This is a genomic window from Streptomyces sp. NPDC091682, from assembly GCF_044756625.1.
Classification (GTDB): domain Bacteria; phylum Actinomycetota; class Actinomycetes; order Streptomycetales; family Streptomycetaceae; genus Streptomyces.
Window position 1 is genome coordinate 159,417 of sequence record NZ_JBIVTH010000003.1, and the last position, 25,272, is coordinate 184,688.

Sequence of the window (25,272 nt, forward strand, 5' to 3'; positions counted from 1 at the left end):
GGACGGTGCCCGGACGGCACCACCTCGTAGCTACGAGGGTGGGGGGCGGGCGACCTTCCCTACGGCTCGATGAGCCCGACCCGGATCGCGTACCGGGTCAGCTCCAGCCGGTCGCGCATCCCCAGCTTCTGCAGCAGGTTGGCCCGGTGGCGCTCCACGGTCTTGGCGCTGATGACGAGGAGGTCGCCGATCTCCTTCGAGGAGTGGCCTTCCGCGACGAGCTTGAGGATCTCCTCCTCGCGCTCGGTGATCGCCCGGGCGGGCAGCGGATCGCCCTGGCGGGCCCGGTCCAGGTAGTTGCGGATGAGGGTGGTCTCGGCCCCGGGATAGATGAAGGGCTCGTCCCGGATCGCCGCCCGGCAGGCCTCGACCAGATCGCGGTCGGCGACCGACTTGGGGACGTATCCGGCCGCCCCGGCCTTGAGCGCCTCGAAGAAGTACTGCTCGTTGTCGTACATGGTCAGGATGAGGATGCGCAGCTCCGGCCGCAGCCGGGAGAGTTCCCGTGCGGCCTGCAGTCCGGTCATCCGGGGCATGGCCACGTCGAGGACGGCGAGGTCCACCTCCCCGGTACGGGCCAGGGCGACGGCCTCCGCGCCGTCCCCGGCCTCGGCGACCACCGTCAGATCCGGCTCGGCGTCGAGGATGAGCCGGACCCCGCGCCGTACGAGGGCGTGGTCGTCGGCGAGCAGGACGCGGGTCGGCGTACGTTCCGGGGTGGTCAAGGGTTTCCCTCCGTGGTCGCGGCGGCGGCGGTGGTGACGGCGGGTACGTCCAGCCGTACGTCGGTGCCGCCCTGCGGGCCGCTCCCGATGGCGAGGTCCGCACCGATCAGCAGGGCCCGTTCCCGCATGCCCTGGATCCCCGCGCCCTCACCGGCGGGGCCGATGCCCCGGCCGTCGTCCCGCACCAGCAGGCGGACCGCTCCGCCGGGCCGGGCCGACAGGTGCACCTCGACCTCCCTCGCGCCCGCGTGCCGGGCGGCGTTGGTCAGGGCCTCCTGGGCTACCCGGTAGACGACGAGTTCGGCCGCTTCGTCCAGCGGGGGCACCTGGGGGCCGATGACGTGCCGCACGGTCAGCGACCCGCTGGTGAACTCGGCCGTCAGCGCGCGCACGGCACTGTGCAGCCCGAGTTCCTCCAGGACCCCCGGCCGCAGCCTGCGGGCGATGCGGCGGATCTCGTCCAGGCTGGTGCGGGTCGTCTCCTGCACCTGGCGCAGCTCCTCCCGCAAGGGGGCCGGGGCGCGGTCGGCAGCGTGCTTGAGCTGGAGCAGGACCGCGGTGAGGGTCTGGCCGACCTCGTCGTGGAGTTCCTGGGCGATGCGCCGCCGTTCGGCTTCCTGCGCGGAGAGGGCGCGGGCGCTGCTGCCGGCCCGTTCGGCCTCCAGCCGGCCCAGCATGGCGTTGAAGGAGGTGGTCAGCTCGGCCACTTCGGCAGGGCCCTCCACCCGGACCCGGCCGCCTGGGCGCAGCAGGTCGACCGCGCTCATGGCGCGGGTCAGCCGGCCGAGCGGTGCCAGACCGATCCGGAGCAGGGCGGCGTTGGCGATCAGCATGGCGGCCAGGCCGGCGAGCAACACCACGGCCTCGCCGAAGAGGACCGGGGTGGAGACGGTGACCGGGCCGAACAGCAGCAGGACGGCGGTGACGAGGACGGCCGCGTTGAGCAGGAAGATCCGCCAGTACAGCGACACGGGCGTCCCTCGCTCGTTCCGGGATCCGCCGCTCCGGCGGATCGTTTGCTTCCACTATCCCCGCCGATACGCTCCCGCACCTGCGGTGACCTGCGGTGGGACCGGTGTCCCCGCTTCACCCTGTCGTCCGCCGGGGCTCTTGTCCATCCGTGCTGACACCCATATGCCGCCCCCTGTGCGAGGTGGCACCATGAGCCCGCGCAGCAGCCGGATCCTGCCGTCCGCCCGAGCTGCGCCGCACCACCGTCGAACACGAAGCAAGGGGGGACAGAGCTGTGCCTGCTCCACGGATGAGCGCCACGCCACTGCCCGGCATCGGGGTCCAGTACGACCTCACCACCCGCGAGCGGCGCCACCTGTCGGTGATCGCGCACCGCGACGGCACCCGTACGGTGAACCTCTACCGCGCGGACGATCCTGACGCGTGCGCCCAGTCGCTGCACCTGTCCGGGGCCGAGGCCACCTCGCTGATCGACGCCCTGATGCCCGCGCACCACAGCCCCAACCTCCTGCACACGACCGACCTCGGGCTGGTCGCCGAGCGCATCGAGCTGTCCGCGCACTCGTACTGGAACGGCCGGCTGCTGGGCGAGACCCGGATGCGGACGGAGACCGGCGTCTCGATCGTGGCGGTCCTGCGGCGGGCCGAGGCCCGCCCCTCCCCCGCTCCCGACTTCCGCCTCGCCGGCGGGGACACGCTCATCGTGATCGGCACCCGCGAGGGCGTCGACGCGGCCGCCTCCATACTCGGACGGGAGTGATCGCCTGTGCACTCTGCTCTCTTCCTGATCGAGTTCGGTGCGATCATCCTGGGCCTGGGTCTGCTGGGCAGGCTCGCCGGGCGCTTCCGCTTCTCCCCGATACCCCTGTACCTGCTGGCCGGTCTCGCCTTCGGCACGGGCGGGCTGCTGCCCATGGGCGCGAGCGAGGAGTTCGTGGCGATCGGCGCCGAGATCGGCGTCATCTTGCTGCTGCTGATGCTGGGGCTGGAGTACACGGCCACCGACCTCGTCTCCAACCTCAAGACCCAGTACCCGGCCGGGCTGGTCGACTTCACCCTCAACGCCGTACCCGGCGCGGTCGCCGCGCTGCTCATGGGCTGGGGTCCGGTGGCCGCCGTGGTCCTGGCGGGGGTCACCTGGATCTCGTCCTCGGGCGTCATCGCCAAGGTGATGGGGGACCTCGGGCGGCTCGGCAACCGCGAGACCCCGGTCATCCTCAGCGTCCTGGTGCTGGAAGACCTGGCCATGGCCGTCTACCTGCCGATCATCACCGCGCTGCTGGCCGGGGTCGGTCTCGCGGCGGGCAGCCTGACCCTGGCGATCGCGCTCGGCGTGGCGGGCGCGGTGCTGTTCGTCGCCGTCCGCTACGGCCGGCTCATCTCCCGGTTCGTCTCCAGCGACGACCCGGAGAAGCTGCTCCTCGTCGTTCTGGGCCTGACCCTGCTGGTCGCGGGCATCGCCCAGCAGCTACAGGTGTCGGCCGCGGTCGGAGCGTTCCTGGTCGGCATCGCCCTGTCCGGTGAGGTGGCCGAGGGTACGCACACCCTGCTCAGCCCGCTCCGGGACCTGTTCGCGGCGGTGTTCTTCGTCTTCTTCGGCCTGCACACCGACCCGGCCAGCATCCCGCCCGTACTGCTGCCGGCGCTCGCGCTCGCCCTGGTCACCGCCGGCACGAAGATCGCCACCGGGTACTGGGCCGCGAAGCGCGCCGGGGTCGGGGTCAAGGGCCGCTGGCGGGCCGGCGGAACCCTCGTTGCCCGCGGGGAGTTCTCGATCGTCATCGCCGGTCTCGCCGTCACCGCCGGCATCGAACCGGCCCTCGGGCCGCTGGCCACCGCCTACGTGCTGATCCTCGTGGTGATCGGTCCGCTCACCGCCCGCTACACCGAGCCGCTGGCCGCCCGGTTCCGGGGGCGGCGCACCGTGAAGACCCCGCTGCTCGCGGCCGTACCCTCTCCCGCACGGTCCCCGGAGGCCGTCGCGGAGCCGGCTCCCGACCAGGATCCCGCCGGGCGGCCGTAAACGACCCGGCGGTCAGGGCGGGGCCATCGGCTTCGCCCTGCGGGCCGTACGGGGCTCCGCGCCGAAGCGGTTCACCGCCAGCGCGGCCACGACCAGCCCGGCCGCGAACACCAGGCCGTTGGGCAGGGTGGCCCCGGCCACGGTGCACCAGACCCCCAGGACGACGGCCAGCCAGGCGCCGGCCCTGCGGTGTGCACGGGGTCGGCGCGGGCGTCGCGCGCCGCGGCCCCGGGCGGGTGGCGGACACCGGTACCCGGCCGGGGATCCGGGACGGGTGGTCCTCGCTCCGTCGGATCGCGGCATGGCCCCGCTCCTTTCGGTCCGCTCCTCGTCGACGCACCTGGGACGCAGGGATGTTCACCGGTCCGGGAGGCGGGCGTGCCGCGAAGCTGCGGCGCCGCCGTGCGGGCGTGCCGCGCGGCGTCCGTCGCGGGCGGTCACGCGCCCCGGACCCCGCGGCCGGCAGGCCGGCGGGCGTACGGGGCTCCGCGGCCCGCGGCGCCTCCCGGCGGTGGCCGGGCAGGGACCATGCGGACACCCCCAGCATCGCCCGGCCCACCGCCACCGCACATCGGGGCCGGCACCCATCTTCCGCACCGGTCAGCAGATGCGCGGCAGCTGCTCCCCGATGGGCAGGTCGACCACGCGGGTGCCGCCGAGGGCGGTGCGGGCCACGACCAGGCCCGGGTGGGCGTCGACGGCCTCACCGATCACCGTCGCGCGGCGGCCCAGCGGATGGGCGCGCATGGCGTCGAGGACGGCGTCGGCGTGCTCGCGGGGCACGAAGGCGACCAACTTGCCCTCGTTGGCCACGTAGAGCGGGTCGAGCCCGAGGATCGCGCAGGCGTTCGCGACAGCCGCGGGGACCGGGACGCGGCCCTCGTGGATCACGACACCGGTGCCCGAAGCGGCCGCGATCTCGTTCAGGGAGGCCGCCAGGCCGCCCCGGGTGGGGTCGCGCAGGACGTGGAGGTCCGGGGCGACCTCGAGCATGCTCCGGACGAGTCCGCCCAGGGCCGCGCAGTCGCTCTGGACGTCCACGCCGAACTCGAGTCCCTCCCGGACGCTCATGATCGCCACGCCGTGGAGCCCGATCTCACCGCTGACGATGACGACGTCTCCGGGGACGACGCGCTGCGGGCGCAGGTCCACCCCGTCGGGGATGACGCCGATGCCCGCGGTGTTGATGTAGATGCCGTCCCCGTGGCCCGCTTCCACGACCTTGGTGTCGCCGGTCGCGACCTCCACGCCCGCGGCGCGCGCGGCCGCGCCCATGGCCTCGGCCACGCGCGCCACCACCGGCATCTCGACGCCCTCCTCCAGGATGAACCCGCAGGACAGGTACGCCGCTTCGGCTCCGCTCATGGCCAGGTCGTTGACCGTGCCGTTGACCGCGAGGTCGCCGATGGAGCCGCCGGGGAAGAACAGCGGCCGCACCACGTAGGAGTCGGTGGAGAAGGCCAGCCGGACCCCGCCCAGGGAGAGCGCCGCGGAGTCCCCGAGCTGGGCGAGCACGTCACCGCCGAAGGCCGGGGCGAAGAGGTGCTGGACCAGCTCGGCGGAGAGTGCGCCCCCGCCGCCGTGGCCCATCACCACGCGGGGGCGGTCGCGCAGCGGGGCCGGGCAGGTCCAGCCGGTGATGTCGAGTGCGGTGTCAGACAACGGGGCTCGCCTCCAGCGGGGCGCTCGCAGCGGTCGGGGCGGTCGCGGCCGTCTTGGCAGCGGGCACGGTTCCCAGCTCCAGCCGCCGGTAGAGGTAGTACGCGGCGCAGGCGCCCTCGCTGGAGACCATGGTGGCGCCGAGCGGGCTGCGCGGGGTGCACAGCGTGCCGAAGGCCTCGCACTCGTGCGGTTTCAGCAGCCCCTGGAGCACCTCGCCGCTGCGGCACTCGGCCGGTTCACGGGTGTTGATGCCGGTGACCGAGAAGCGGTGTTCGGCATCGAAGTCCCGGTAGCGCTCCGACAGCCGCCAGCCGCTGTCGGGGATCACTCCGATGCCCCGCCAGGCCCGGTCGGTGACCTCGAAGACGTCCTCCAGCATGGCGAGGGCGGCCGGGTTGCCCTCGGGGCGCACGGCGCGCGCGTAGGCGTTGTCGACGGTGTGCTCGCCGCGCTCCAGCTGCCGTACGGCCCGTCGTACGCCCTCCAGGATGTCCAGCGGTTCGAAGCCCGTCACCACGATCGGCACCCGGTGGCGCGCGGCCAATTCGGGGTACTCGCGCACGCCCATCACGCTGCACACGTGTCCGGCGGCGAGGAAGCCCTGGACCCGGCAGCTCGGCGACTGCATGATCGCCTCGATCGCCGGGGGCACCCGGACGTGGGAGACCAGCAGGCTGAAGTTGGGGATGTCCAGCTTCTTCGCCTGGTGGACGGTCATGGCGTTGGGCGGCGCCGTGGTCTCGAAGCCGATGCCGAAGAAGACCACCTGGTGCTTCGGGTTCTCCTGGGCGATCCGCAGGGCGTCGAGCGGGGAGTAGACGACGCGTACGTCGCCTCCCTCGCTGCGCACCTGGAACAGGTCGCGGCCGGTCCCGGGCACCCGGAGCATGTCCCCGAAGGAACAGAAGATCACATCGGGGCGGGAGGCGATCTCCAACGCCTTGTCGATGACCTCCAACGGGGTGACGCACACCGGACAGCCCGGTCCGTGAATCAACTCCACTTGTTCCGGCAGCAGTTGATCGATCCCGTGCCGGATGATGGTGTGGGTCTGACCGCCGCACACCTCCATCAGGGCCCAGGGGCGGGTCACGGTGGCGTGGATGTCGTCCAGCAGCCGGCGGGCGAGGGCCGGGTCCTGGAACTCCTCGATGTACTTCACGGCTGGACTTCCTCCTGCGGTGCGGCGAGGGCGGGCGCGGGTCCGGGTTCGAGGTCGGGATCGTGGGCGAAGGGCCAGGGGTCGCCGCCGGCCGCGGCGGCCTGCTCCCACGGGTCGCCGAACTCCTCCTGCAGCATCCCGAGTTGCGCGAAGAGTTCGAGGGTCTGCTTGGCCGACTCCTCGTCGAGGCGCTGGAGGGCGAAGCCCACGTGGACGATGGCGTACTCGCCCACCTGGAGGTCCGGCAAGTACTCCAGGCACACCTCCTTCTGCACACCGCCGAAGTCGACGGTGGCCATGCGGGTGCCGTCCTTCTCCCCGATGTCGAGCACTCTGCCGGGCACCGCCAAGCACATGGGCTTCTCCTTGCTGTGGGTGTGTCGGGGCGTGTCAGGGGGTGTGGTGCGCGGCGGCCACCATGAGCTGGCCGAGGGACAGGCCGCCGTCGTTCGGGGGAACCCGACCGTGCCGCAGAACGGTGAATCCGGCCGCGCCCAGGCGTCGGGCGCACTCCGTCGAGAGCAGGGTGTTGGCGAAGACCCCACCGGTCAGGGCGACGGTGTCCAGGCCGTGCCGCTCGCGCGCGAGCGCGCAGAGCGTGGCGACGAGGGCGGCGACACCGGTGTGGAAGCGGGCGGCGATCAGCGCCGGGTCCGTGCCGGCGCGGACGTCGGCCACCACGGCGGCCAGTACGGGCGCCGGATCGGCGGTGACCGGCCCGCCGTCGGGGCCGGGTGCCCCGTGCAGGTCGAAGGCGTAGCCGGGCCCGGGATCGGCTCCGCTCGCCCTCAGGGCCGCGCCCTCCAGCTCGATGGCGGCCTGCGCCTCGTAGCCGGCCAGGTGGCAGATGCCGGCGAGGGAGGAGACGGCGTCGAAGAGGCGGCCCATGCTGGAGGTCGGGACGCAGTTCAGCCCCCGTTCCAACTGACGTTCCAGCACTGTGAGTTCACCCGGCGGACAGGCGGTCGTGCAGGGTAGGTCCGGGGTCCGTTCGATGCCCGCGGCCCGCAGGTGGGACAGCGCCATCCGGTACGGGCGGTGCACGGCCGCGTCGCCGCCCGGCAGCGGGACGTACGCGAGGTGGGCGAACCGGGTGAACTCGGCGTAGTCGGCGAGGAGGACCTCGCCGCCCCACACGGCGCCGTCGTCGCCGTAGCCGGTGCCGTCGAAGGCGACCCCGATCACCGGGCGGCCGGGGCCCCGGCCGTGTTCCGCCATGGCGGAGGCGATGTGCGCGTGGTGGTGCTGGACGCGGACGAGCGGCCGGGCGCCCGCGGCGCGCTCCGCCCACCGGGTGGTGCGGTAGCCGGGGTGCCGGTCGGCGGCGAGGAGCACGGGGGCGACGCCGGTGATGGACTCCAGTTGCCGCTCGGCGCCTTCGAGGGCGTACTGGGTGGCGAGGTCGTCCATGTCGCCGATGTGGGCGGACAGCCAGACCCGGCGCCCTTCGCCGAGGCAGAAGGTGTTCTTCAGGTCCCCGCCCGCGGCGAGGCTCGCGGGGACGGGCACCGGCAGGGTCAACGGGAGCGGGGCGTATCCGCGCGAGCGGCGTACGGTCAGCGTCTCCCCGTCGCACACCCGCACCACGGAGTCATCGCACGGCACGTGGATGGGGCGGTCGTGCGTGAGCCATCCGTCGGCGAGGTCGGCGAGCCGTTCCAGGGCCTCGTCGTCGTCGGTGACGATGGGCTCCCCCGCGAGGTTCCCGCTGGTCATGACGAGCAGCCGGGGGCCCGGGGGATCCCCGGGCAGGCCGAGCAGCAGGTGGTGGACGGGGGTGTACGGGAGCATCACGCCGAGGTCGGGAGCGCCGGGGGCGACCCCGTCCGGGCCGCCCGCACCGGCACGCCGGCGGAGCAGCACGATGGGCCGTACGCCGCCGGTGAGGAGGGCGCGTTCCTCCGGGCCGATGTGTGCGAACCGTTCGACGTCTGCGAGGTCGCGGGCCATCAGGGCGAAGGGCTTGTCCCCGCGCGCCTTGCGCCGGCGCAGCTCGGCCACCGCGCCCGCGTCGGTGGCGTCGCAGGCCAGGTGGTAGCCGCCCAGGCCCTTGACAGCGAGGATCGCCCCGGCCACCAGGAGCCGCCGGGCCCCGGCCACCGGGTCGGCGCCGGCGCGCTCGCGGGGCGGCCGCCCCGTGAGCAGCCTGAGGCGGGGACCGCAGGACGGGCAGGCGACCGGCTGGGCGTGGAAGCGGCGGTCGGCCGGGTCCCCGTACTCGCGGGCGCAGTCGGGACACATGGGGAACGGGGCCATCGTGGTGTGGGTGCGGTCGTACGGCAGCCCGGTGACGATGGTGAACCGCGGCCCGCAATGGGTGCAGGTGATGAAGGGGTGCCGGTGGCGCCGGTCGGCCGGGTCGGCCAGTTCGGCGAGGCAGTCGGTGCAGGTGGCCACGTCCGGGGAGACCAGCGTGCGGGCGGGGCCGCCGGTCCGGGAGGCGATGATGGTGAATCCGGTGCCGCCCGCGACGGGGACCTCCCGGTGCTCGACGGCGTCGACGACGGCCAGCGGGGGTGCGTCCGCCGCGAGCCGTTCGCAGAACCGCGACACCGCCGCCGGGGCGCCCTCGACCTCCGCGACGACGCCCTCGGGGGTGTTGGTGACGTGCCCGGCCAGGCCCAGTCCGGTCGCACGGGTGTAGACGTAGGGCCGGAAGCCGACGCCCTGGACCACGCCCCGGACCGTGACCCGGCGCCGCTGCACCGCCTCCATCAGCGGGTCTGCGCGACCGTGTGGACGTGCGGGTGATCGTGGTCATGACCGTGACCGTGGTCGTGGTCGTGGTCGTGGTCCGCGTCGTGGTCGTGCTCGTGCTCGTGGTCAAGGTCCGCGTCGTGCTCGTGGTCGTGGTCGTGACCGGGCTCGTGAGCATGGCCCTGGACGTAGCCGTGCTCGTGGCCGTGGCCGTGTTCGTTGCCGTGGCCGTGTTCGTGCGCCTGCTGCTGACGGGCCATCACCGGTGTGTGCGTCCCGGTGCCCGCCCCGGCGGCCAGCGCCCGGTCGAGCAGGACGCCCAGGCCCGCACCCGCGCGCGCCGAGGTGAGCACCACCTCCACACCGGGATTGACCTGCTCGACGTTGGCGCGGAAGGCGGCCTCGTCGAACTCGACGGCCCGCGCGATGTCGGTCTTGGTGACCACCACCAGTTGGGCCAGTCCGAAGGCGGTCGGATACTTCAGCGGCTTGTCCTCACCCTCGGTCACCGAGGCGAGCACCACCCGCAGCGATTCCCCCAGGTCGTAGCCGGCCGGGCAGACCAGGTTGCCCACGTTCTCCACGAAGAGCAGCCGGGTGTCCTCGGGGAGCCAGCCGTCCAGGTGCCGGCCGAGCATCGCGGCCTCCAGGTGGCAGAGCCCGTCGGTGAGGACCTGCTTGACCGGTACGCCCGAACGGGCCAGCCGCAGCGCGTCGTTCTCGGTGGCCAGGTCGGCCGTCAACGCGGCCACGGGTACGCCCCGCTCCCGCGCGAGGAGCAGTTCGCGCTCCAGCAGCGCCGTCTTGCCGCTGCCGGGGCTGGAGAGCAGGTTGACCACCGTCGTGCCGCGGGCGGTGAGTTCGGTGCGCAGGACCTGGGCGGTGGCGTCGTTCTTGGCGAGCACCGCCTGCCGCAGATCGACCATTCGACACATGGTTCAGGCCTCCTCGGAAATCGGTTCGCGGGTGGGTGCACCGGCGGAGCCGTCTTCCCAGTGCACGCTGAGGATCTCCAGCTCACGGCCCGAGAGCAGTTCCACTTCGGTGGCCCTGCCGCATCCGGGGCAGCACAGTTCGGGGGGCATGCCCACCGCCCAGGTGCCGGGGCAGGAGCCGCAGCGGGCGCGGGCCGTCACCGGCTCCGTGACGAGTTCGGCGCCTTCGAGGACCGTTCCGGCGCAGGCCAGTTCGAAACAGAAGGCCAGGGCGTCGGGGACCACCCCCGCCAGCTCACCGACCCGCAGCCGTACGGAGGTGACGGCCTGTGCGCCGCCCGACCGGGCCGCCTCTTCCACCTGGCCCACGACGGCCATGGCGATCGACATCTCGTGCATCGGACTCCGTCCTGCCGGGGCTCATTGAACCGGCGGGACGGAGTCCGTGCGGTCGGGCACGCCGGTGCGCGGTGCGCCCCGTACGCCATTCGGGCGCGCGGGTATCGACCCGTGCCCGGGGCCGGCCCCGGGGCGCTCCCATGGCCGCTCCCATGGCTGCCTCGGGGCCTCCCGGGGTGGTGTCACATCCGGCGCATGCGCAGGTAGCGCCGGAGGTCGGGGAGGATCTGCAGCAGGACGGCGGTGGCGGCGGCGGCCGCGGCCCCGACGACGAAGACCTTCTTCACGGTGTTCTCCTCAGTTCGCGGCCGGGCCGGTCGGTTTCGTCGTGGGTCCGGCCGTGGATCAGGTCCAGGGCCGTGCGTACGGCCTCCGGTACGGCGGCGGCCACGGGTGCGCTCAGTCCGATGCCCTCCTCGGTGCCGGCCGGTTCGCAGCCGAGCACCAGCGTGCGCCGCGGTGGGGTGGCTCCGGTCCCGGCGCACAGGGTGTCCAGCAGCGCGAGGACGGCGTCGGGGGACATGTGGTGGCCGTCGAGGACGGGCGGCGGTGCCGGGGCGCCGGCCGGGCCGGCGCCCGCTCCGTCGTCGGCCTCGATCAGGTAGAGGGTGCCCGGCTCGCCACCGCGTGCGGTGGCGTCGACCAGCAGGAGCGTGTCGTAGCCGTCGAGGAGCTGGTAGGCGAGGTGGACGCCGCGCACACCGAAGTCCACCACCTCGACCCCGTCGGGCAGGGGGTGCTCGGCCAGCGCCCGGACGGTCTCGACTCCGAAGCCGTCGTCGCCGAGGAAGACGTTGCCGATGCCCGCGATCAGGACCCGCTCGTTCACGCGTCCTCCAGGGGGGTGACCTCGTCGGGCTGGAAGTAGAGGAACCTGCCCTGTTCCCGCCGGATGTCCGCGCCCGGGTCGTCCTCCACGGTGACAGCGAGGTGCACTCCCCCGTCGACGTCGTGCAGGACGGCCTCGACCAGCGCGGTACGACCCTGCAGGAACAGGTCCTGGGCGTCGGTGCGGCGCAGTCCGGGGCGGAGCAGGACGCGGCTGCCGGGGCCCACCGGGGCGCCGTCGACGGCGATCCGGTCACGGGCCGGGTCCGCGGGGTCCGCCCGGGCCGGGTCCCACCAGGGGGTGTCGGGCCGGAACACCGCCTCTTCGGAAGTGAGTTCGGGGAGTTCGGGGAGTTCGGTGAGCAGTGGCGGCTGCTCCGGGCCAATGACCTCCCGCAGGGCGCGCACCGCGCCGTGCAGCCGCTCCAGCACCTCGGGGGGCATCGAGTCGGCGAGGTCGATCACGGCGGCCGCCCGCGGATCGGTGCCGCGGGCCTCGCGCTTCTCCTGCTCGGTCAGGGCGGCCGTGCGCAGGGCGAGGATCTCGTCGATCTCGAGGGCGTCGTACATGGCGCCCGCGCTCTCGGGGGCGATGGCCGGGTGGTCCTCCAGGATGATCGGGGAGGACAGGACCACGTCGGCGCGGCCCGGTTCGCCCGCGAGCACCGGCCAGGTGTGGCGGTTCTCGCAGGCGGCCACCGCCTGCCTGGCCCATTCGGGCGGGTCGGTCATGGACAGGAACGATCCGCGGTCCAGGCCCAGCAGCAGGTGGGCGGCGACCAGCGAGCGGGGCAGGGCGGCCTCGCGGTCCGCGGGTCCCGACCCACCGGGCGGGGTCCACGGGCTGGTGTTCTCCACCACGGCCCGGAGCCGGAGCACGCGGTAGGCGCCGGGGAGTTCGGTGGCGTGCACCCGCAGTACCCCCTCGATCTCCTCGGTGCGGCGCACCAGGCGGCCCACCGTGCGCCCGTCGGCATCGAGGACGGGCTCGGGGTCGACGCGGGCGGGGCGGCGGAAGGGGAAGGTGACGCCGTCATCGCCCAACAGTTCGGCAACGGGGACGCTCACCTCGACCCGTTCCTCGGCGCCCTCGTCCCAAGGCACGAGGACCCGGTCGGCCATGTGCAGTTCGGCGACCTCCGTGAAGCCGCCGCCGTCCGTGGCCCGTTGGACCGTACGCCGCTGCGCGTGCAGGAAGCGCAGCTCCAGGGCGAGCGTGGCCGCGCCGCGCGGTTCCATCAGGATCTCGGTCTGCTGGAGGACGTGCTCCTCGTGCGCGCGGCCCCAGGCCGGGGGCACGAGGACGCCGAACTGCCAGCGCAGCCGGTTCTTCGCGGCCGAGGCCCGGTACGGGTAGAGCACGTACCCCTCCAGCAGGACCGCGTCGGCCACCTGCCGGGCGACCGCGAAGCGGGAGTGGGGGGTGGTCGTCGTGGTCACGGAGCCGCCCTCTCGGTGAGGCGCGGCAGGAGGGCGCCCAGCCGGACGGGCCCGGGCGGCTGGGGCGACGCGGCCGCGTCCAGCAGGGCCCGTACGGTCGCCTCCCACGAGGCGAGGGCGTGGCGGGAGCGGAAGGCGAGCAGCTCGTCCATGGTGTCGCGGGGCAGCCGCAGCCACCCGCAGCCGGGGAAGTGCTGTTCGACCATCTCGCGCCACACGGCGACCGGCATCCGGTACGCGGCTTCGCGGTCCCACGGCACCGGCTCGACGCGGAAGCCGGCGTCACCGGTGAAGGCGGTGCCGGAGAACAGCATCAGCAGCGGTACCTCGCCCTCCGCCAGGGCTTCGAAGTACCGGGTGGCGGCGATGTCCATGTCGTAGGTGCAGGGCACGACCAGGTCGGTCTCGGTCTCCCCGGTGAAGCTCGGGACCATGACGGAGACCTGGGCGAACTGCACGGGCTGGAGGGTGTTGCCCCAGCGGGAGCGCTCGCCGAAAAGGTCCGCGAGCCCTTCCGCTTCGGCGGGGCCGTAGCCGCGCCGGGCCGGTTCGATGCGGATCTGGCAGCGCAGGGCGATGGCGTGCACCCGGGCGCCCCCGGCCGCGGTGATCCGCAGCCGGAAGACGAGGGTGGGGCCGGCGGCGTACGCGTCGGCGCGCACGCCGGTGCAGGTGAAGGCGAATTCCGTCATCGGATCCCGTCCCCGTCGTCGTCCCCGTCGTCGCCCCCGGCGTCGTCCCCGGCTTCGTCCGCCGTCCGGGGCAGGGCCCTGGCCCGCCGTTCCACCTGCTCGAAGAAGGTCTTCAGCGCGGCCCGGGCCTCCGCCCCGCCGTCGAAGCCCTGCCACAGCATCCGCATCCGCCCCACCAGCTCGTAGCAGATGTCGATCGGCACCAGGTAGCAGTCGGTGCGGCCCTCCGAGCGGCGCAGCAGTAGCGCCTCGACGTCGGGTTCGAGGAGCGCGGCCAGGCGGCCGCCGCCGAGTACGGTCCGCCAGGTCTCGGGGTCGAGTTCGCTCTCGGTGGCTCCGGCCGGGCTCGGGTACAGGGCGACCAGCCGGTCGAGGGCGGCGTTGCGGAAGAAGAACGCGACGCCGACCGGGATCTGCAGGAGTTCCCACGCGCCGTCGTCGAGCCGGTGGGCGGGGTCGGTGAGGTAGCGGTCCGGTACGGCCCGCAGGCGTCCGGTGCCGGCTCCGGGCCGGTCGAACAGCAGGGCGCAGGCGGTGCACGCGCAGAGCAGCGCCCGCTGTTCGGTCTGCACCAGGTGGCGGTGGCCCTCCGGGTCCACGGCCACCCCGCACAGTTCGCAGGTCTCGGGCCGGGGCGGGCGCGGGCCCGCGAACCGGCGCAGCCCGCGCAGCCCGCGCGGGGCGCGCGGGCCGTCGTGGAGGAGACCGGGCCCGCTCACGGCACCCGCGCCGGGCTCGGGGGCCGGGTGCCGATCTGCAGGAGGGCGGGGGCGGGGGCCGCGGCCGGCTCCCGCTCCACGCTCGTCACCTCGGGGGCGAAGCAGGCCAGGGTGTCCTCGAGGGTCCGCCCGGCGTCGCCGTGGCTGCCGGAGCCCGAGCCGCAGCCGCAGCCGGTGGGGGCCGCGGCGGGGCGCAGCCGTAGGACACCGGTGTCCGCGTCGAAGCCGAGGAGTTCCACCGGTTCGCCGTGGGCGGCCAGGGCGCGGGCGATGCGGGTGTGCACGTCCTCGGGGTGCAGGCCGTGCAGGGAGAGCAGGCTCGCCACGAGTTCGTCGTCGTAGGCGGCCTCGAGCGGGCCCTCCCCGACCTTCTCGACGATCCGGGCGAGCCCGGCGCCGTAGAAGTCCATGAGGACGCGCACCAGTTCTTCCGCCGCCGCGCACGCCGCCCGGTCGCCGGTGGCGGCGAGCCGGTCGAGGACCTCCTCGACCCGGCGCCCGGCCTGGACGCCGTCGATCGTGGCGCTCATCCGCCCAGTCCGCTCAGGCCGGTGGGCACGTGCATCGTCTTGACCGTTTTGCCGCCGCCCACGTACATGTGGACTCCGCAGGGCAGACAGGGGTCGAAGCTGCGGACCGCGCGCATGATGTCGATGCCCTTGAAGTTCTCCGGGGCGTTCTCCTCGAAGATCGGGGTGTTCTGCACGGCGTCCTCGTAGGGGCCGGGCGTGCCGAAGGTGTCGCGGGTGCTGGCGTTCCACGGGGTCGGCGGGTAGGGGTGGTAGTTGGCGATCTTCCCGTCGCGGATCACCATGTGGTGCGAGAGCACGCCCCGCACGGCCTCGGTGAAGCCGACGCCCAACCCTTCGTCCGGGACCTCGAACTTCTCCCAGGTCTGGGTGCGCCCGGCACGGACCTCGGCGAGGCCCTTCTCGGCGCAGTGCAGGGCGATGGCGGCCGCGTAGGCCTGGAAGTAGGTGCGCGCGCGGTTGCGTTCCAGCGCGTTGCTCCACTTCGGGATCTTCCACTCGAAGCGGGTCTCGGGCTTGGTCATCGTGCGCGGCAGGGTGATCACGACGCTGTTGCCGGTGGCCTGCACGTAGTCGGTGTGGACCAGGCCCGACAGGGCGGTGGACCACAGGCGGGCGATGGGGCCGCCGCCGGTGTCCAGGGCCAGGTGGTCCTTGCCGTCGAACCAGCGGGGGGACATGACCCAGCTGTACTTGTCGTCGAAGTTGCGCTTCTGCGGGGCCGGGATGGTGTGCTGGTTCCACGGGTGGCGCGGGTCGACCGGATTGCCGAGCGGGTCGTGGGTGACGAACTGCTCCTGTCCCTGCCAGTCGTCGTAGTACGAGCTGCCGAGCAGGATGCGGATGCCGAGGTTGATCTCGGTGAGGTCGTTGGTGACCAGCTTGCCGTCCACCACCACGCCCGGGGTGACGAACATCTTCCGTCCCCAGTCGGTCATGTTGGCGTACGTGAAGTCGCAGTACTCGGGGTCGTTGAGGGCGCCCCAGCAGCCGAGCAGGACGCGGCGGCGACCGACCTCCTCGTAGCCGGGCAGGGCCTCGTAGAAGAAGTCGAACAGGTCGTCGTGGAGGGGGACGACCTTCTTCATGAACTCGCAGTACCGCATGAGGCGGCTCATGTAGTCCGTGAAGAGCTGGACGGAGGCGATGGTGCCGACGCCGCCCGGGTAGAGGGTGGAGGGGTGCACGTGGCGGCCCTCCATCAGGCAGAACATCTCGCGCGTGTAGCGGGAGACCTGGAGCGCCTCGCGGTAGAACTCGCCCTCGATGGGGTTGAGGGAGCGCATGATGTCGGCGATGGTCTTGTAGCCGTGCTCGCCGGCGTGCGGGGCCGGGGTGCGCTCGGCGAGCTCCAGGACGCCCGGGTTGGTCTCGCGGACCATCTTCTCGCAGTAGTCGACCCCGACCAGGTTCTCCTGGAAGATGTTGTGGTCGAACATGTACTCCGCGGACTCGCCCAGGTTGATGATCCACTCGGCGAGGTGGGGCGGCTTCACCCCGTAGGCCATGTTCTGCGCGTACACCGAGCAGGTGGCGTGGTTGTCACCGCAGATGCCGCAGATGCGGCTGGTGATGAAGTGCGCGTCGCGGGGGTCCTTGCCGCGCATGAAGACGCTGTAGCCGCGGAAGACCGACGAGGTGCTGTAGCACTCCGCGACCCGCTTCTGCTTAAAGTCGATCTTCGTGTGGATGCCGAGACTGCCCACGATCCGGGTGATCGGATCCCAGGCCATCTCCACCAAGCCGCTGCCGTCTGCGGCCGCCTTCGTCTGCGGTGTCATCGTTTCTGCCGTGACCCTTCTTCGGTGCGGAGAGCTGGAGTTGGGGGGTGTTTCCGCGGGATCCCGGGAGCCGTCACCAGGGCGGGCGGTAGCCCGTGGTCAGGCTGCGGCCGGTCTGCCTCCACTTCGGTTCCTCGTCCACGGTGTGGGCGGTCACCGACCGGAGCCGGCGGATCAGCGCGCCGTACGCGCTGCTCGCCTTCGTGGAGACCTTGGCGCCGGGGGGTTCGTCCATGAACGGCATGAACTTGTCGGGGAAGCCGGGCATCGTGCAGGCGATGCAGATGCCGCCGACGTTGGGGCAGCCGCCGATGCCGTTCATCCAGCCGCGCTTGGGGACGTTGCACTTGACGACGGGGCCCCAGCAGCCGAGTTTGACCAGGCAGCGCGGGGAGTCGTAGGTCTCGGCGAACTCGCCCTGCTCGTAGTAGCCGGCACGGTCGCAGCCCTCGTGGACGGTGGCCCCGAAGAGCCAGGTCGGGCGCAGCTTGTCGTCGAGGGGGATCATCGGGGCGGAGCCGGCCGCCTGGTAGAGCAGGTAGGTCAGGGTCTCCGAGAAGTTGTCGGGCTGGATCGGGCAGCCCGGCACGCACACGATCGGGATGCCGGCCTTCGAGGTCCAGTCCCAACCCAGGTAGTCGGGCACGCCCATGGCACCCGTCGGATTGCCCTCCATGGCGTGGATGCCGCCGTACGTGGCGCAGGTGCCGATGGCCACGACGGCGAGGGCCTTGGGGGCGAGCCTGTCGATCCACTCACTGGTGGTGATGGGCTGACCGGTCTCGGGGTCGTCGCCGAAGCCGCACCAGTAGCCCTCGGGCTTGATCTTCTCGTTCGGGATCGACCCCTCGACCACCAGGACGAAGGGATCGATCTCGCCCCGCTCGCCCTTGAAGAACCACTCGATGAACGTGTCGGCGCCGCCGACCGGGCCGCACTCGAAGTCGATCAGCGGCCAGTGCACGGCGATCTTCGGCAGACCGGGCAGCACGCCGGTGACGATCTCCTCGATGCTCGGCTGCATCGCCGCCGTCAGGGACACGGAGTCGCCGTCGCAGCTCAAACCCGCATTGATCCAGAGGATGTGGATCAGCGGGTCCTCGACCGCGTCCTTCGCATCCTTAGTCGCAGTGGCCATGGGACGGCTCCTCGGGGAGGTGATCGGGAAGGGGCGCGGGGAGGCGGCCTGCCTCGCCCACACCTTTCTTGCTAACAGCAGTCCGGTCCGGGCGCCGCGTCAGGTGCGGCCAGTCCAGTGACGGCGCGCGGCCTGACGGCCGACCCGCTCAGGTGGAGCGGGGTGGCGGCCGGGCGCTCCTTGCGGACGAAGGCGCGGCGCAGGGCGTGGTAGGGGGCGTCGGGGTCGAAGAAGGTCCGCCGCATCAGGGCCAGCTCTGCCCGGCGGTGGTCGGCCAGCGGCCGCCGGGCCTCGTCGCGCTCGCGCGCGGCCTTCTTGCCGGCGATCCGGGAGGCGGTGGCGGGCAGGGCGGCGAGGCGGAGCGCGAGGCCCTCGGTCTCGCGGGCGAAGTCCCCGGGCGGGCAGGGGACCGTACGGTCGACCAGTCCGAGCCCCTGGGCGGCGGCGGCGCTCAGCGGCAGGGCCTCGGTGGTGAGGCGGTCCGCGAGTGCGGGGCCCACGCGGCGGGGCAGGGTGTACGTCCAGTACTCGGAGCCGTGCAGGCCCATCAGGCGGTAGTGCGGGTTCAGGACGACGCCCGAGCGGCACCAGACCTCGTCGGCGGCGAGGGCGAGCATGGCACCGCCGGCGGCGGCGTTGCCGCCCAGCGCACTGACCACGAGCCGGTCGGTGGTGGTCAGCACCGCCTCGACCAGGTCGTTCATGGCGTTGATGTTGGCCCAGGACTCCTCGGCCGGATCGGTCGCGGCATCGATGACGCCGAGGTGGATGCCGTTGGAGAAGAAGTCGCGGCCGCCGCCGAGGACCAGGACGGTGGTGGGGCGGGTGAGGGCCGCCCCGTACGCGTCCAGCAGGCGGCGGCAGTGCGTGGTGCTCATGGCGCCGCCGGGGAAGGCGAACGTCAGGAATCCGGTCTGGCCCTCCTCGTGGTAGCCGATGTCGGACCAGTTGCCCCGCTGGGGTCCGCAGGGCGGCGACGGGGGGACCTCGGGGAGCCGGGGCAGCCGGTCCGCGAGCGCGAGCGTGGCGGGCAATTTGGGGGCGGCCGGGCGGCCCGGCAGGCGGCGGGGGCGCAGTTCCGGGATCCAAACGGCCCCGTCGGCCGTGGCCCGGCAGAGCGCCCCGGCCCGGGTGGCCAGCAGCGCGCCGGGGCGGCCGCGCAGGTGCTCCTCGCGGTGCCCGCCGTGCAGGTACCACTCACCGCCGAGCAGGTCGTCGCGTACGCCGGGCTGCGAGTCGGCGGCGCGCAGCGCGGCGAGGACGTCCTCGGTGGTGTCGTGCTCCCAGTCGATCCGGCGGTCTTCCTGGCGCAGCAGTGGCCGGGCGTGGCCGCTCGTCTGGGGTTGCGGGACGTACGTACCGGAGGCGAACCGTTCCACCGCGAGCAGGACGGCCTCCAGCGCGGCATCGGCGATCTCGCCGCGGTAGAGGTCGCTCTTGCCGACCGGCGGCAGGGGGCACTCAACGCTCGCCCAGACGTCGCCGGCGTCCATCTCCGCATTGGCCTGCAGGACGGTCACCCCCCATCGGGGTTCACCGCCCCGGACGGCCCGGTCGAGGGAGGACGGGCCGCGGTCGCCGACCGGACCCGGGTGGACGACCAGGCAGGTGTGGGCGGCCCAGACCTCCTCGGGGATGGCGGTGCGCAGCATCGGGGCGATCACGAGGTCGGGGCGGTGGCTGCGTACGGCGTCGGCCAGGGCTGCTCCGGGCAGGGCGAGTTCGACCGCCACGTGGTGGCCGTGGTCGCGCAGCTCGGCGTGGACTCGCTGCGTGAGGCTGTTGAACGCGCTCGCCACGAGCAGGACGTACACGTGATCTCCCAGCGGTGGCCCGGAGCCGCGCGTGCGCGGTGCCCGGCCTGGTCGGCGGCCCGTGGCCGGAACATGACCGGCCGCCTGAGATGGTCGGGGAGTTCGGGGCGCCCACGTCCGAGCCCCGCGCAGCGGGTCACTCGAAAGCGCCCGTTCCGGGGTCCGCTCGGCCCAAGGGGAACGCCGGCTACTCGCCGTCCTCGATGCCGATGGCCTCGGCCAGCTCCCGCTGCGCGCGGCCCGGCTCGCCCTCGTACTGCTCCAGGAGGGCGGCGGCGATGGCGTCGAGTTTGCGCTGGATCGCGTGCTCGGCCCGGCGTTCGGAGTTCTTCAGCAGGGCCAGGAGCAGCAGGGCGACCGCGCCCATCGCGTCGCCGAACAGGTGCTGCCAACTCATGTCCAGGTGGGCGAGGTGGGCCGCGACGAAGCCGGCCACCAGCAGGACGCAGAACACGGAGAAGGCGGGCGAGCTGGTGAAGTTCGAGGCCAGCTCCGCCAGCTTCTCGAACCGTCCGAGCCGCCCCTGGCCGCCCTTCTTCGCGGGATGTTCGAAGGCCATGGTCTGCACGTGCCCGCTCGGGCCGCACCCCATCCCCTCCGGGCCGCTCCAGCACCCGACCGGCCCAGATCGGAGCGGGGCCGTCCGGGGCCGCCACCGACCCCGGGCGGGTCCCCGAGAGGAAGGGGCCGGCCCGTCGCAGGTGCAGGATGCGCAACCGTTAGATTGACCTGCACAATCGGGGAGCCAAGGGGTGGGCGAATGGTGCGGCAGATGAAGCAGGGCACAAGAGGCGGGGGCTTCCTGGTGCGTATCGGGACGCTCGCCGCAGCGGCCGCGGCCACGGTGGCTTGTTCCGCCGACGCTCCCGTGGAGGAGACGCCCGCGTACCGGGACGGCCGGGTCATGGGCATCACGCTGCATGAAGGAGGTGGCTGGCCGGACGCCGACCTGTCCAGGACAAAGGATCTGTGCGGCTACCCTGCTCGGGCCGACGGGCTCGAAGGCGCAGAGGCGGACGCCTACATCGCTGGTTGTGTGAACGGGCTCCTCGCACACTGATCAGCGCCGACGCCGGGCGGCCGGGCCCCGTGGAACTCTGCGCCTGCCGAGCCATGGAAACCGAACCGTCTCCCGGACACGATCCGCAACGGCGCGGGCCGCTACCGGCACCGGACGGTCAGCCCGACCGGACGGGCGCCCATAGGCCGACGCTCCACACTCGTACGAAGTCGTCCCGTCGACATCCGCATCGCTACTCAGTGCGTCAGGCTGGCACCGTCAGCCTCTTGACCATGATCGCGAAGACGGGCGAATCGTCGAAGGGCTTCTGCTCGCCAGCCTTCTCGTACCCCCATGACTCGTAGAGCGCCTGCACCTTGAGGTGGGTCACGTCGACCAGGAGGGTGGCCACATCCTCGTCGCGACTGTCGACGAGGGCCGCATGGAGCTGAGTGGACACGCCGGTCTTCCGCCACTCCCCCATGATCATGAGCTCAGACAGAGCGAACACGGTGGCTTCCGGCGCAACGGAGTCGGGACGGTCCGAGGTCTTCCACCATCCGCCAGGCTTGAAGGCCGCACCGTACGCGAAGCCCGTGGGCGCACCCTTGTCGAAGCCGACTACGCAGGCCCAGGTCTCATTGCCACTCCAGTGATCCACGAACCAGGCGAAGCGTTCCCGCTCGTGGAAGCGGTCCTCCTCACCGTCGTAGACGGCATCGTGCATATCGAGAAGCATCTCCCGGATGTCGGCAGCGTCCTCGCGGGTATACGTCTTCAGATCCATGCCTGTGACCTCTCTGCCCAGTCCAGGACGCTGGGCTCCCTTGTTCCCGACGACACCATGAGCTTGCGGACGTTCGCCAGGGTGTCAGTAGTCCGCTTCGAGCCGCGGACGCGCCCCAGGATCTCCGCCGCTCGATCGCCAGTTGCGCAGGCCGATTCGAAGTCCCCCTGTCTAGCCTGTGCCAGCGACAGGTGCGCGATGTAGTACGTCCGGTTGCGCACGCGGTCGGGATGGATGGCAGCCAGCGCGCGATGCAGGTGATACTCAGCGCGGTCCGGTTCGTTCAGCCGCAGCCAGACGATCGAGGTCAGCCCGTCAAGCTCCGCCCCGTCGAAGAACTCGATCCAGGGCGGTCGCTGGATGGGAGTGTGCCGACCGAATGACCGCTCCGCTGCCCCGAGGCCCTTCACCGCTGCCGAGCGATCGTTGCGGCCGGCATGGGCGTGAGCGTTTCTCATGTGAGCGAGCGAGGCGTAGAGCGGGTCCTTCTTGGCGATGGACAGGCTCTTCGCTGCGTCAGCCGCTGCGGATACCTCCGCGTGGTCCTTGCGCTGCCCGGCAACCATCGAGAGGTGGTTCCAGACGTGGTACTGCGTCTCGCTGTCTCCGGACAGACCAGCGAACGTGACGGCCGTGTCCAGGTGGCCTCTGGCACGGCTTCGGGTTTGAGCATCAATCGCCGCGAATGCTGCGGAACACGTCACATCGGAGGCTAGGCAGTACAGTTTGGTCCGCACCCGCGCTGAAGCAGCTCCGCCGCCGGCCAAGGCCGACTTGATCCGCATGGCAAGCTCCACCGCATCGTTTTCGACCTTCTGAGCGCCGCCGAATTCCTGGTCCTGAGCGATGATCTTGGCGTGCTCGGCCTCGAAACGGTGCACGTCGCTCTGGCCCAGGCGTCGGGTGGCGCCGACCGTAGCCGCAACGGCTGTTCCGACGGCGAAGGTGAAGAGGGAGCGGCGGTGCATGGGGTCCTCCGGAGGTGCCTGTGCTGCCTTCTTGGACCGGGGGACGAAACCCAAGTCGGTCGCCGAACGGCCAAGGACGCGCTCGATACTCAGCCGCTGCTTGGCGTGCGGCCACCGGGTATGGCCAGCCAACAAGCGTCGGACGTCGCGGTCCGTCATGTGTCCGGGCTGACCGGTCAAGGTCTCGATCTCGGCATTGACGCGTCTGGCTAATTCCGCCTGCCCCATCTGGCAGTCGGTCATTGCTGCGGCCAGTTCGGGGTTTTCTCCCACAGCCGCACGGTAGCGGGGTCACCCGTGACGGCGATACCGCGAAGGTAAAAATCACCGGGGTCACGCCTTGTGCGTCTTGGGAATTCACCTGTTCCCACTGGCCGCCCGACGGTGAACTTTCCTAGTCGCAAGCCGCAGTAAGGAGGCAGGCGCCGCCCATGGCGCCTGGCTGCATGGAGGAGAGCGCCCGCCCACCCCCTTTGGCGATGAGGTGCTCCACCGCCCTCGAAGGGAAGACCCCTTGATCATGATCGCGACCAGATACAGCGCCGTTGACGTCCCCGGCTATAGCGAGACGTTGCCCTGCGAGGCCGAGTCGGCCAGTCGGGCCCGCCATTTGATCCGGTCCGCCCTGAACACCTGGGGGCTCGAGAGCCTGATCGACAGCGGACTCCTGGTCGTCTCCGAGCTTGTGGCCAACTCCGTACAGCACAGAGGATGCACGCTGGTGCGAGTAAGTATTCAGCGGCGGGCCGAAGACCGGGTGCGTGTGACGGTATCCGACAAGTCTCGTGCAGTGCCGTTGGTCGGCGGTCCGGAGGCAGGGGACGAGACGGGCCGCGGGCTGGTCATCGTGGAGTCCCTTGCTGACGTTTGGGCTGTTGACCGTCGACGCTGGGGCAAGGTCGTGTGGGCAGAGCTATTCGTCGAGGCGAGCGCCTGATGGGCAGGCACGCGAAGCCTCGGAGGTTCGTACTCGTTCGCCGTGCCCATCCGTCTGGCGGATCGAACGACCTGGGGGTAGCCGGGGGAAGCCTGGGGCACGAGTTACCGGAGCAGGGCCACCTCGTCGAGTACGCCTTGGAGGCAACGGACACCGCAACCCGGCGGCGGTCCCTGGAGGTGATGCGCCGCCAGCTCGTGTCGGAGCGGGACCTTCTCTCATTGCTCGAACGGGAAGGCTGGCATGGGGCTGACGCCAGGGAGGCCGTCAGTGCGTAGTCAACCGATCGCCTGGCTACGGCTGCACTTGCAGCGCCACAAGCAACCGATCTCGAACTACGAGCGGAACGTGCAGCGCATCGTCAACCCGCCCCGCCCCTCGCTTCCCGACAGGATCAGTCGGATCGCTTGGGTGGTCGAGGAGTTCTGGTACCGCCACGTCGTACAGCGAAGGCTTTACCGACGGCTCGACGAGCTGCGGGGCGTTGTGCAGGCCGCGCTCCCGCCGGATCGGCAGGCGCTTGAGGAGGCGCGTCGCGGCCTCCAACGCATCAGGGATGCTGTCGCACCGTACAGACGAAGCCGGACTCACGCCCTTCACGCTTCCGCCATCGGCGGGATGCCGGCGATCAAGCGACCGGCCGAGAGCCCAATTGACGGCGGACGCCCGACCGCGCGGCAGGCGTACGGGCGTCCCGAACCGAACGGGGTCGGGACCTACCAGAGAAAGGGGGTCGCGCAATGCCCGCGACCATCCAGACGACCGAGACGGACGCCCCCGAGGTCGTCGAGAGCGGCACCGACATCGCCGAGCAGCCCTGCGCGAACGGCTATACGGGCGTCGAAAGCGAGACCGCCGAGCTGCTCGGCGCGTACGCCCTGCTTATCGCCTAGCACGGCCGCACCCACATGCTCCGCCCGGAACAACCCTGGACAGGTCGAGCCGGGCGGCCCGGCGCGGTCGGCTTCCCCGAGGTCGGCCGCGCCATCCAACAGCCCATCCCTCGGCCAGCCACGCCGGGCGCCGTACGATCGGATCATCGCCACCTGTGCGGTCCGCCGCATCCCGTACACCTGGGTCAGGCAGACGAAGCCAGGCGGCATCGTCCTCAGCACTGTGGGCTCATGGCCTTGGGGAACCGGTCTCGCCAAGGTGACGGTCGGCGACGACGGCACCGCCGAGGGGGCGATTGTCGGACGGTCCTCGTTCATGCAGGCTCGCGCCCAGGCAGTGACCCCCGTGGCCGGTGATCTGTCGGCCCGCACTGCCTACGCCGACAGTGAGCGAGCGGCCAGGGTGGCACCGCTCTTGCTGGAGGAGTGGGTGCCCGCATTTCTTGCACAGCTCTCGTCCCCGGCGCACACTTCGTACGCGCGGCCACGAGCGACGGCGCGCGACTCCTGTACCTCTTCGATCCTGAGCGCGAGTCCTTCGCCGAATTCAAGGCGGACAGCGATGGTTGGATCGTCCGCCAGGGTGGCCCCGTCGCCCTGTGGGACAAGATCGAGCGGACCCTGGGCGCGTGGCAGAGCGCCGGCAGTCCCGATATCACCGCTGTACGGCTCCGGATCACAAAAAGGTCCCACACGTACTGGATCGATGATCAACCCGAGCTGCGCTGGGAGCACCGCCTCGACGCCGCCTACTGATCAGGCAGCGACGCTAGGGTTGGCGCATGGACGAGGAACCCCTTTCGGAGTGGGCGGAGCGTCGGAACGCAAAGATCGGGCGACTACGAGCCATCCCGATCGTCTCGGGCGACAGCCCGAAGGGTTCCCATGTGCAGCCTGATGCGCCGCGCGCGATCGAACGGTGGAACGGGCACGACTGGGAGCCCTACGCGTTCGCCGCCAGTCTCACCGAGACCAAGCGCATCCTGTTTCCCGAGGCCAACACCCCTACTACTGACCCCTCGCCCAACCGCATGGGCCAGCCACTCGCCCCGGGCAAGGGCCGACACCGAAAGCCGTAGGCGCCACAGCCCCGGCTCGTCCCTCACCCGAGGTGAACGAGCCGGAGCTCTGGCGAAGCGGTGGTGGACGGCCCGGTCGACCTCGCCGAGG

27 protein-coding genes and 1 pseudogene are annotated in these 25,272 nt (G+C 71.9%); 7 read left to right on the forward strand and 21 right to left on the reverse strand.

From position 1 onward, the window contains the following. Positions 1-59: 59 nt before the first annotated feature. Both ACIQK6_RS08765 and ACIQK6_RS08770 read right to left on the reverse strand, forming a co-directional pair. Positions 60-725, reverse strand: a complete 666-nt coding sequence (locus tag ACIQK6_RS08765) for a response regulator transcription factor (RefSeq protein WP_329097871.1) — start codon at positions 723-725, stop codon at positions 60-62. Next, a complete protein-coding gene (locus ACIQK6_RS08770) occupies positions 722-1,696 on the reverse strand; it encodes a histidine kinase (protein WP_402694576.1) in 975 nt (324 codons plus the stop codon). Before ACIQK6_RS08770 ends, ACIQK6_RS08765 begins: the two co-directional genes overlap by 4 nt. Before the next feature lie 290 nt (positions 1,697-1,986). On the opposite strand from ACIQK6_RS08770, the gene ACIQK6_RS08775 reads away from it, so the two are divergent. Together ACIQK6_RS08775 and ACIQK6_RS08780 are read left to right on the forward strand one after the other, a co-directional pair. Then, the gene (locus ACIQK6_RS08775) at positions 1,987-2,457 is read left to right on the forward strand and encodes a TrkA C-terminal domain-containing protein (protein ID WP_329097875.1); all 471 of its coding nucleotides are present in this window, start codon (positions 1,987-1,989) and stop codon (positions 2,455-2,457) included. Between the two features lie 6 nt (positions 2,458-2,463). Next, entirely contained in the window at positions 2,464-3,720 is a 1,257-nt protein-coding gene (locus ACIQK6_RS08780; RefSeq protein ID WP_329097876.1) for a cation:proton antiporter, read from the forward strand. Positions 3,721-3,732: 12 nt separating this feature from the next. Here the strand turns inward: ACIQK6_RS08780 and ACIQK6_RS08785 are convergent, their stop codons facing one another. The 17 genes from ACIQK6_RS08785 to ACIQK6_RS08865 all read right to left on the reverse strand — a co-directional run bounded on the left by ACIQK6_RS08785 (position 3,733) and on the right by ACIQK6_RS08865 (position 20,076). Further along, entirely contained in the window at positions 3,733-4,023 is a 291-nt protein-coding gene (locus ACIQK6_RS08785) for a hypothetical protein (protein ID WP_329097878.1), read from the reverse strand. Positions 4,024-4,320: 297 nt separating this feature from the next. Next, positions 4,321-5,382 (reverse strand): hydrogenase expression/formation protein HypE, encoded by a 1,062-nt coding sequence (hypE, locus tag ACIQK6_RS08790; RefSeq protein ID WP_329097880.1) that lies wholly within the window; start codon positions 5,380-5,382, stop codon positions 4,321-4,323. Further along, positions 5,375-6,544, reverse strand: coding sequence for a hydrogenase formation protein HypD (gene hypD / locus ACIQK6_RS08795; protein WP_329097882.1), 1,170 nt, complete (start codon positions 6,542-6,544; stop codon positions 5,375-5,377). Before hypD ends, hypE begins: the two co-directional genes overlap by 8 nt. Beyond that, positions 6,541-6,900 (reverse strand): HypC/HybG/HupF family hydrogenase formation chaperone, encoded by a 360-nt coding sequence (locus ACIQK6_RS08800; protein ID WP_329097884.1) that lies wholly within the window; start codon positions 6,898-6,900, stop codon positions 6,541-6,543. Before ACIQK6_RS08800 ends, hypD begins: the two co-directional genes overlap by 4 nt. Positions 6,901-6,934: 34 nt before the next feature. Beyond that, a complete protein-coding gene (gene hypF, locus ACIQK6_RS08805; protein ID WP_402694577.1) occupies positions 6,935-9,259 on the reverse strand; it encodes a carbamoyltransferase HypF in 2,325 nt (774 codons plus the stop codon). Continuing rightward, positions 9,259-10,176 (reverse strand): hydrogenase nickel incorporation protein HypB, encoded by a 918-nt coding sequence (gene hypB, locus ACIQK6_RS08810; protein ID WP_402694578.1) that lies wholly within the window; start codon positions 10,174-10,176, stop codon positions 9,259-9,261. Before hypB ends, hypF begins: the two co-directional genes overlap by 1 nt. A 3-nt stretch (positions 10,177-10,179) precedes the next feature. After that, positions 10,180-10,575: a hydrogenase maturation nickel metallochaperone HypA gene (locus tag ACIQK6_RS08815; RefSeq protein ID WP_329097891.1), complete on the reverse strand. Its 396-nt coding sequence runs from the start codon at positions 10,573-10,575 to the stop codon at positions 10,180-10,182. A 182-nt stretch (positions 10,576-10,757) separates the two neighbouring features. Further along, the gene (locus ACIQK6_RS08820) at positions 10,758-10,862 is read right to left on the reverse strand and encodes a DUF6893 family small protein (protein ID WP_402694579.1); all 105 of its coding nucleotides are present in this window, start codon (positions 10,860-10,862) and stop codon (positions 10,758-10,760) included. Then, positions 10,859-11,404, reverse strand: coding sequence for a hydrogenase maturation protease (locus ACIQK6_RS08825; RefSeq protein ID WP_329097894.1), 546 nt, complete (start codon positions 11,402-11,404; stop codon positions 10,859-10,861). Before ACIQK6_RS08825 ends, ACIQK6_RS08820 begins: the two co-directional genes overlap by 4 nt. After that, entirely contained in the window at positions 11,401-12,843 is a 1,443-nt protein-coding gene (locus tag ACIQK6_RS08830) for a hypothetical protein (protein WP_402694580.1), read from the reverse strand. Before ACIQK6_RS08830 ends, ACIQK6_RS08825 begins: the two co-directional genes overlap by 4 nt. Then, positions 12,840-13,535: a DUF6084 family protein gene (locus ACIQK6_RS08835; protein WP_402694581.1), complete on the reverse strand. Its 696-nt coding sequence runs from the start codon at positions 13,533-13,535 to the stop codon at positions 12,840-12,842. The genes ACIQK6_RS08830 and ACIQK6_RS08835 overlap by 4 nt, the downstream gene beginning before the upstream one ends. After that, positions 13,532-14,254, reverse strand: a complete 723-nt coding sequence (locus ACIQK6_RS08840; RefSeq protein ID WP_402694582.1) for a DUF5947 family protein — start codon at positions 14,252-14,254, stop codon at positions 13,532-13,534. Before ACIQK6_RS08840 ends, ACIQK6_RS08835 begins: the two co-directional genes overlap by 4 nt. Next, positions 14,251-14,784: a hypothetical protein gene (locus ACIQK6_RS08845; protein ID WP_329097901.1), complete on the reverse strand. Its 534-nt coding sequence runs from the start codon at positions 14,782-14,784 to the stop codon at positions 14,251-14,253. The genes ACIQK6_RS08840 and ACIQK6_RS08845 overlap by 4 nt, the downstream gene beginning before the upstream one ends. Continuing rightward, positions 14,781-16,565, reverse strand: a complete 1,785-nt coding sequence (locus ACIQK6_RS08850) for a nickel-dependent hydrogenase large subunit (RefSeq protein ID WP_329097903.1) — start codon at positions 16,563-16,565, stop codon at positions 14,781-14,783. Before ACIQK6_RS08850 ends, ACIQK6_RS08845 begins: the two co-directional genes overlap by 4 nt. 73 nt (positions 16,566-16,638) lie before the next feature. Further along, on the reverse strand, positions 16,639-17,703 hold the full coding sequence (locus ACIQK6_RS08855) for a hydrogenase expression protein HypE (RefSeq protein WP_329097905.1): 1,065 nt from the start codon (positions 17,701-17,703) through the stop codon (positions 16,639-16,641). Between the two features lie 71 nt (positions 17,704-17,774). Then, on the reverse strand, positions 17,775-19,517 hold the full coding sequence (locus ACIQK6_RS08860; protein ID WP_329097907.1) for a hydrogenase maturation protein: 1,743 nt from the start codon (positions 19,515-19,517) through the stop codon (positions 17,775-17,777). 187 nt (positions 19,518-19,704) lie between these two features. Further along, positions 19,705-20,076 (reverse strand): hypothetical protein, encoded by a 372-nt coding sequence (locus tag ACIQK6_RS08865; protein ID WP_329097909.1) that lies wholly within the window; start codon positions 20,074-20,076, stop codon positions 19,705-19,707. A gap of 201 nt (positions 20,077-20,277) precedes the next feature. Between ACIQK6_RS08865 and ACIQK6_RS08870 the strand changes: the two genes are divergently transcribed. Beyond that, the gene (locus ACIQK6_RS08870; protein ID WP_402694583.1) at positions 20,278-20,577 is read left to right on the forward strand and encodes a hypothetical protein; all 300 of its coding nucleotides are present in this window, start codon (positions 20,278-20,280) and stop codon (positions 20,575-20,577) included. 205 nt (positions 20,578-20,782) lie between these two features. On the opposite strand, the gene ACIQK6_RS08875 is transcribed toward ACIQK6_RS08870, so the two are convergent. Together ACIQK6_RS08875 and ACIQK6_RS08880 are read right to left on the reverse strand one after the other, a co-directional pair. Further along, a complete protein-coding gene (locus ACIQK6_RS08875; RefSeq protein ID WP_329097913.1) occupies positions 20,783-21,304 on the reverse strand; it encodes a GNAT family N-acetyltransferase in 522 nt (173 codons plus the stop codon). Beyond that, entirely contained in the window at positions 21,295-22,545 is a 1,251-nt protein-coding gene (locus tag ACIQK6_RS08880) for an XRE family transcriptional regulator (protein ID WP_402694584.1), read from the reverse strand. The genes ACIQK6_RS08875 and ACIQK6_RS08880 overlap by 10 nt, the downstream gene beginning before the upstream one ends. 247 nt (positions 22,546-22,792) lie before the next feature. On the opposite strand from ACIQK6_RS08880, the gene ACIQK6_RS08885 reads away from it, so the two are divergent. From ACIQK6_RS08885 to ACIQK6_RS08900, 4 genes and pseudogenes are all read left to right on the forward strand, one after another. After that, entirely contained in the window at positions 22,793-23,209 is a 417-nt protein-coding gene (locus ACIQK6_RS08885; protein WP_329107529.1) for an ATP-binding protein, read from the forward strand. Between the two features lie 740 nt (positions 23,210-23,949). Beyond that, positions 23,950-24,102, forward strand: a complete 153-nt coding sequence (locus ACIQK6_RS08890) for a hypothetical protein (protein ID WP_402694682.1) — start codon at positions 23,950-23,952, stop codon at positions 24,100-24,102. A 109-nt stretch (positions 24,103-24,211) separates the two neighbouring features. After that, a pseudogene (locus ACIQK6_RS08895) lies at positions 24,212-24,858 on the forward strand (methyltransferase); the annotation flags it as partial. Between the two features lie 26 nt (positions 24,859-24,884). Beyond that, positions 24,885-25,181 (forward strand): DUF6087 family protein, encoded by a 297-nt coding sequence (locus ACIQK6_RS08900; protein WP_329097917.1) that lies wholly within the window; start codon positions 24,885-24,887, stop codon positions 25,179-25,181. The last annotated feature ends 91 nt before the right edge of the window (positions 25,182-25,272 follow it).

What these genes read in the sequence shown, in the direction of transcription:
- ACIQK6_RS08775 (WP_329097875.1), top strand. Translation starts at nt 1,987, where the DNA reads ATGAGCGCCACGCCACTGCCCGGCATCGGGGTCCAGTACGACCTCACC.
- ACIQK6_RS08865 (WP_329097909.1), bottom strand. Translation starts at nt 20,076, where the DNA reads ATGGCCTTCGAACATCCCGCGAAGAAGGGCGGCCAGGGGCGGCTCGGA.
- ACIQK6_RS08885 (WP_329107529.1), top strand. Translation starts at nt 22,793, where the DNA reads ATGATCGCGACCAGATACAGCGCCGTTGACGTCCCCGGCTATAGCGAG.
- ACIQK6_RS08850 (WP_329097903.1), bottom strand. Translation starts at nt 16,565, where the DNA reads ATGACACCGCAGACGAAGGCGGCCGCAGACGGCAGCGGCTTGGTGGAG.
- ACIQK6_RS08835 (WP_402694581.1), bottom strand. Translation starts at nt 13,535, where the DNA reads ATGACGGAATTCGCCTTCACCTGCACCGGCGTGCGCGCCGACGCGTAC.
- ACIQK6_RS08800 (WP_329097884.1), bottom strand. Translation starts at nt 6,900, where the DNA reads ATGTGCTTGGCGGTGCCCGGCAGAGTGCTCGACATCGGGGAGAAGGAC.
- ACIQK6_RS08890 (WP_402694682.1), top strand. Translation starts at nt 23,950, where the DNA reads ATGCCCGCGACCATCCAGACGACCGAGACGGACGCCCCCGAGGTCGTC.
- hypB (WP_402694578.1), bottom strand. Translation starts at nt 10,176, where the DNA reads ATGTGTCGAATGGTCGATCTGCGGCAGGCGGTGCTCGCCAAGAACGAC.
- ACIQK6_RS08900 (WP_329097917.1), top strand. Translation starts at nt 24,885, where the DNA reads ATGGACGAGGAACCCCTTTCGGAGTGGGCGGAGCGTCGGAACGCAAAG.
- ACIQK6_RS08855 (WP_329097905.1), bottom strand. Translation starts at nt 17,703, where the DNA reads ATGGCCACTGCGACTAAGGATGCGAAGGACGCGGTCGAGGACCCGCTG.
- ACIQK6_RS08875 (WP_329097913.1), bottom strand. Translation starts at nt 21,304, where the DNA reads ATGGATCTGAAGACGTATACCCGCGAGGACGCTGCCGACATCCGGGAG.
- ACIQK6_RS08815 (WP_329097891.1), bottom strand. Translation starts at nt 10,575, where the DNA reads ATGCACGAGATGTCGATCGCCATGGCCGTCGTGGGCCAGGTGGAAGAG.
- ACIQK6_RS08870 (WP_402694583.1), top strand. Translation starts at nt 20,278, where the DNA reads ATGGTGCGGCAGATGAAGCAGGGCACAAGAGGCGGGGGCTTCCTGGTG.
- hypF (WP_402694577.1), bottom strand. Translation starts at nt 9,259, where the DNA reads ATGGAGGCGGTGCAGCGGCGCCGGGTCACGGTCCGGGGCGTGGTCCAG.
- ACIQK6_RS08845 (WP_329097901.1), bottom strand. Translation starts at nt 14,784, where the DNA reads ATGAGCGCCACGATCGACGGCGTCCAGGCCGGGCGCCGGGTCGAGGAG.
- ACIQK6_RS08785 (WP_329097878.1), bottom strand. Translation starts at nt 4,023, where the DNA reads ATGCCGCGATCCGACGGAGCGAGGACCACCCGTCCCGGATCCCCGGCC.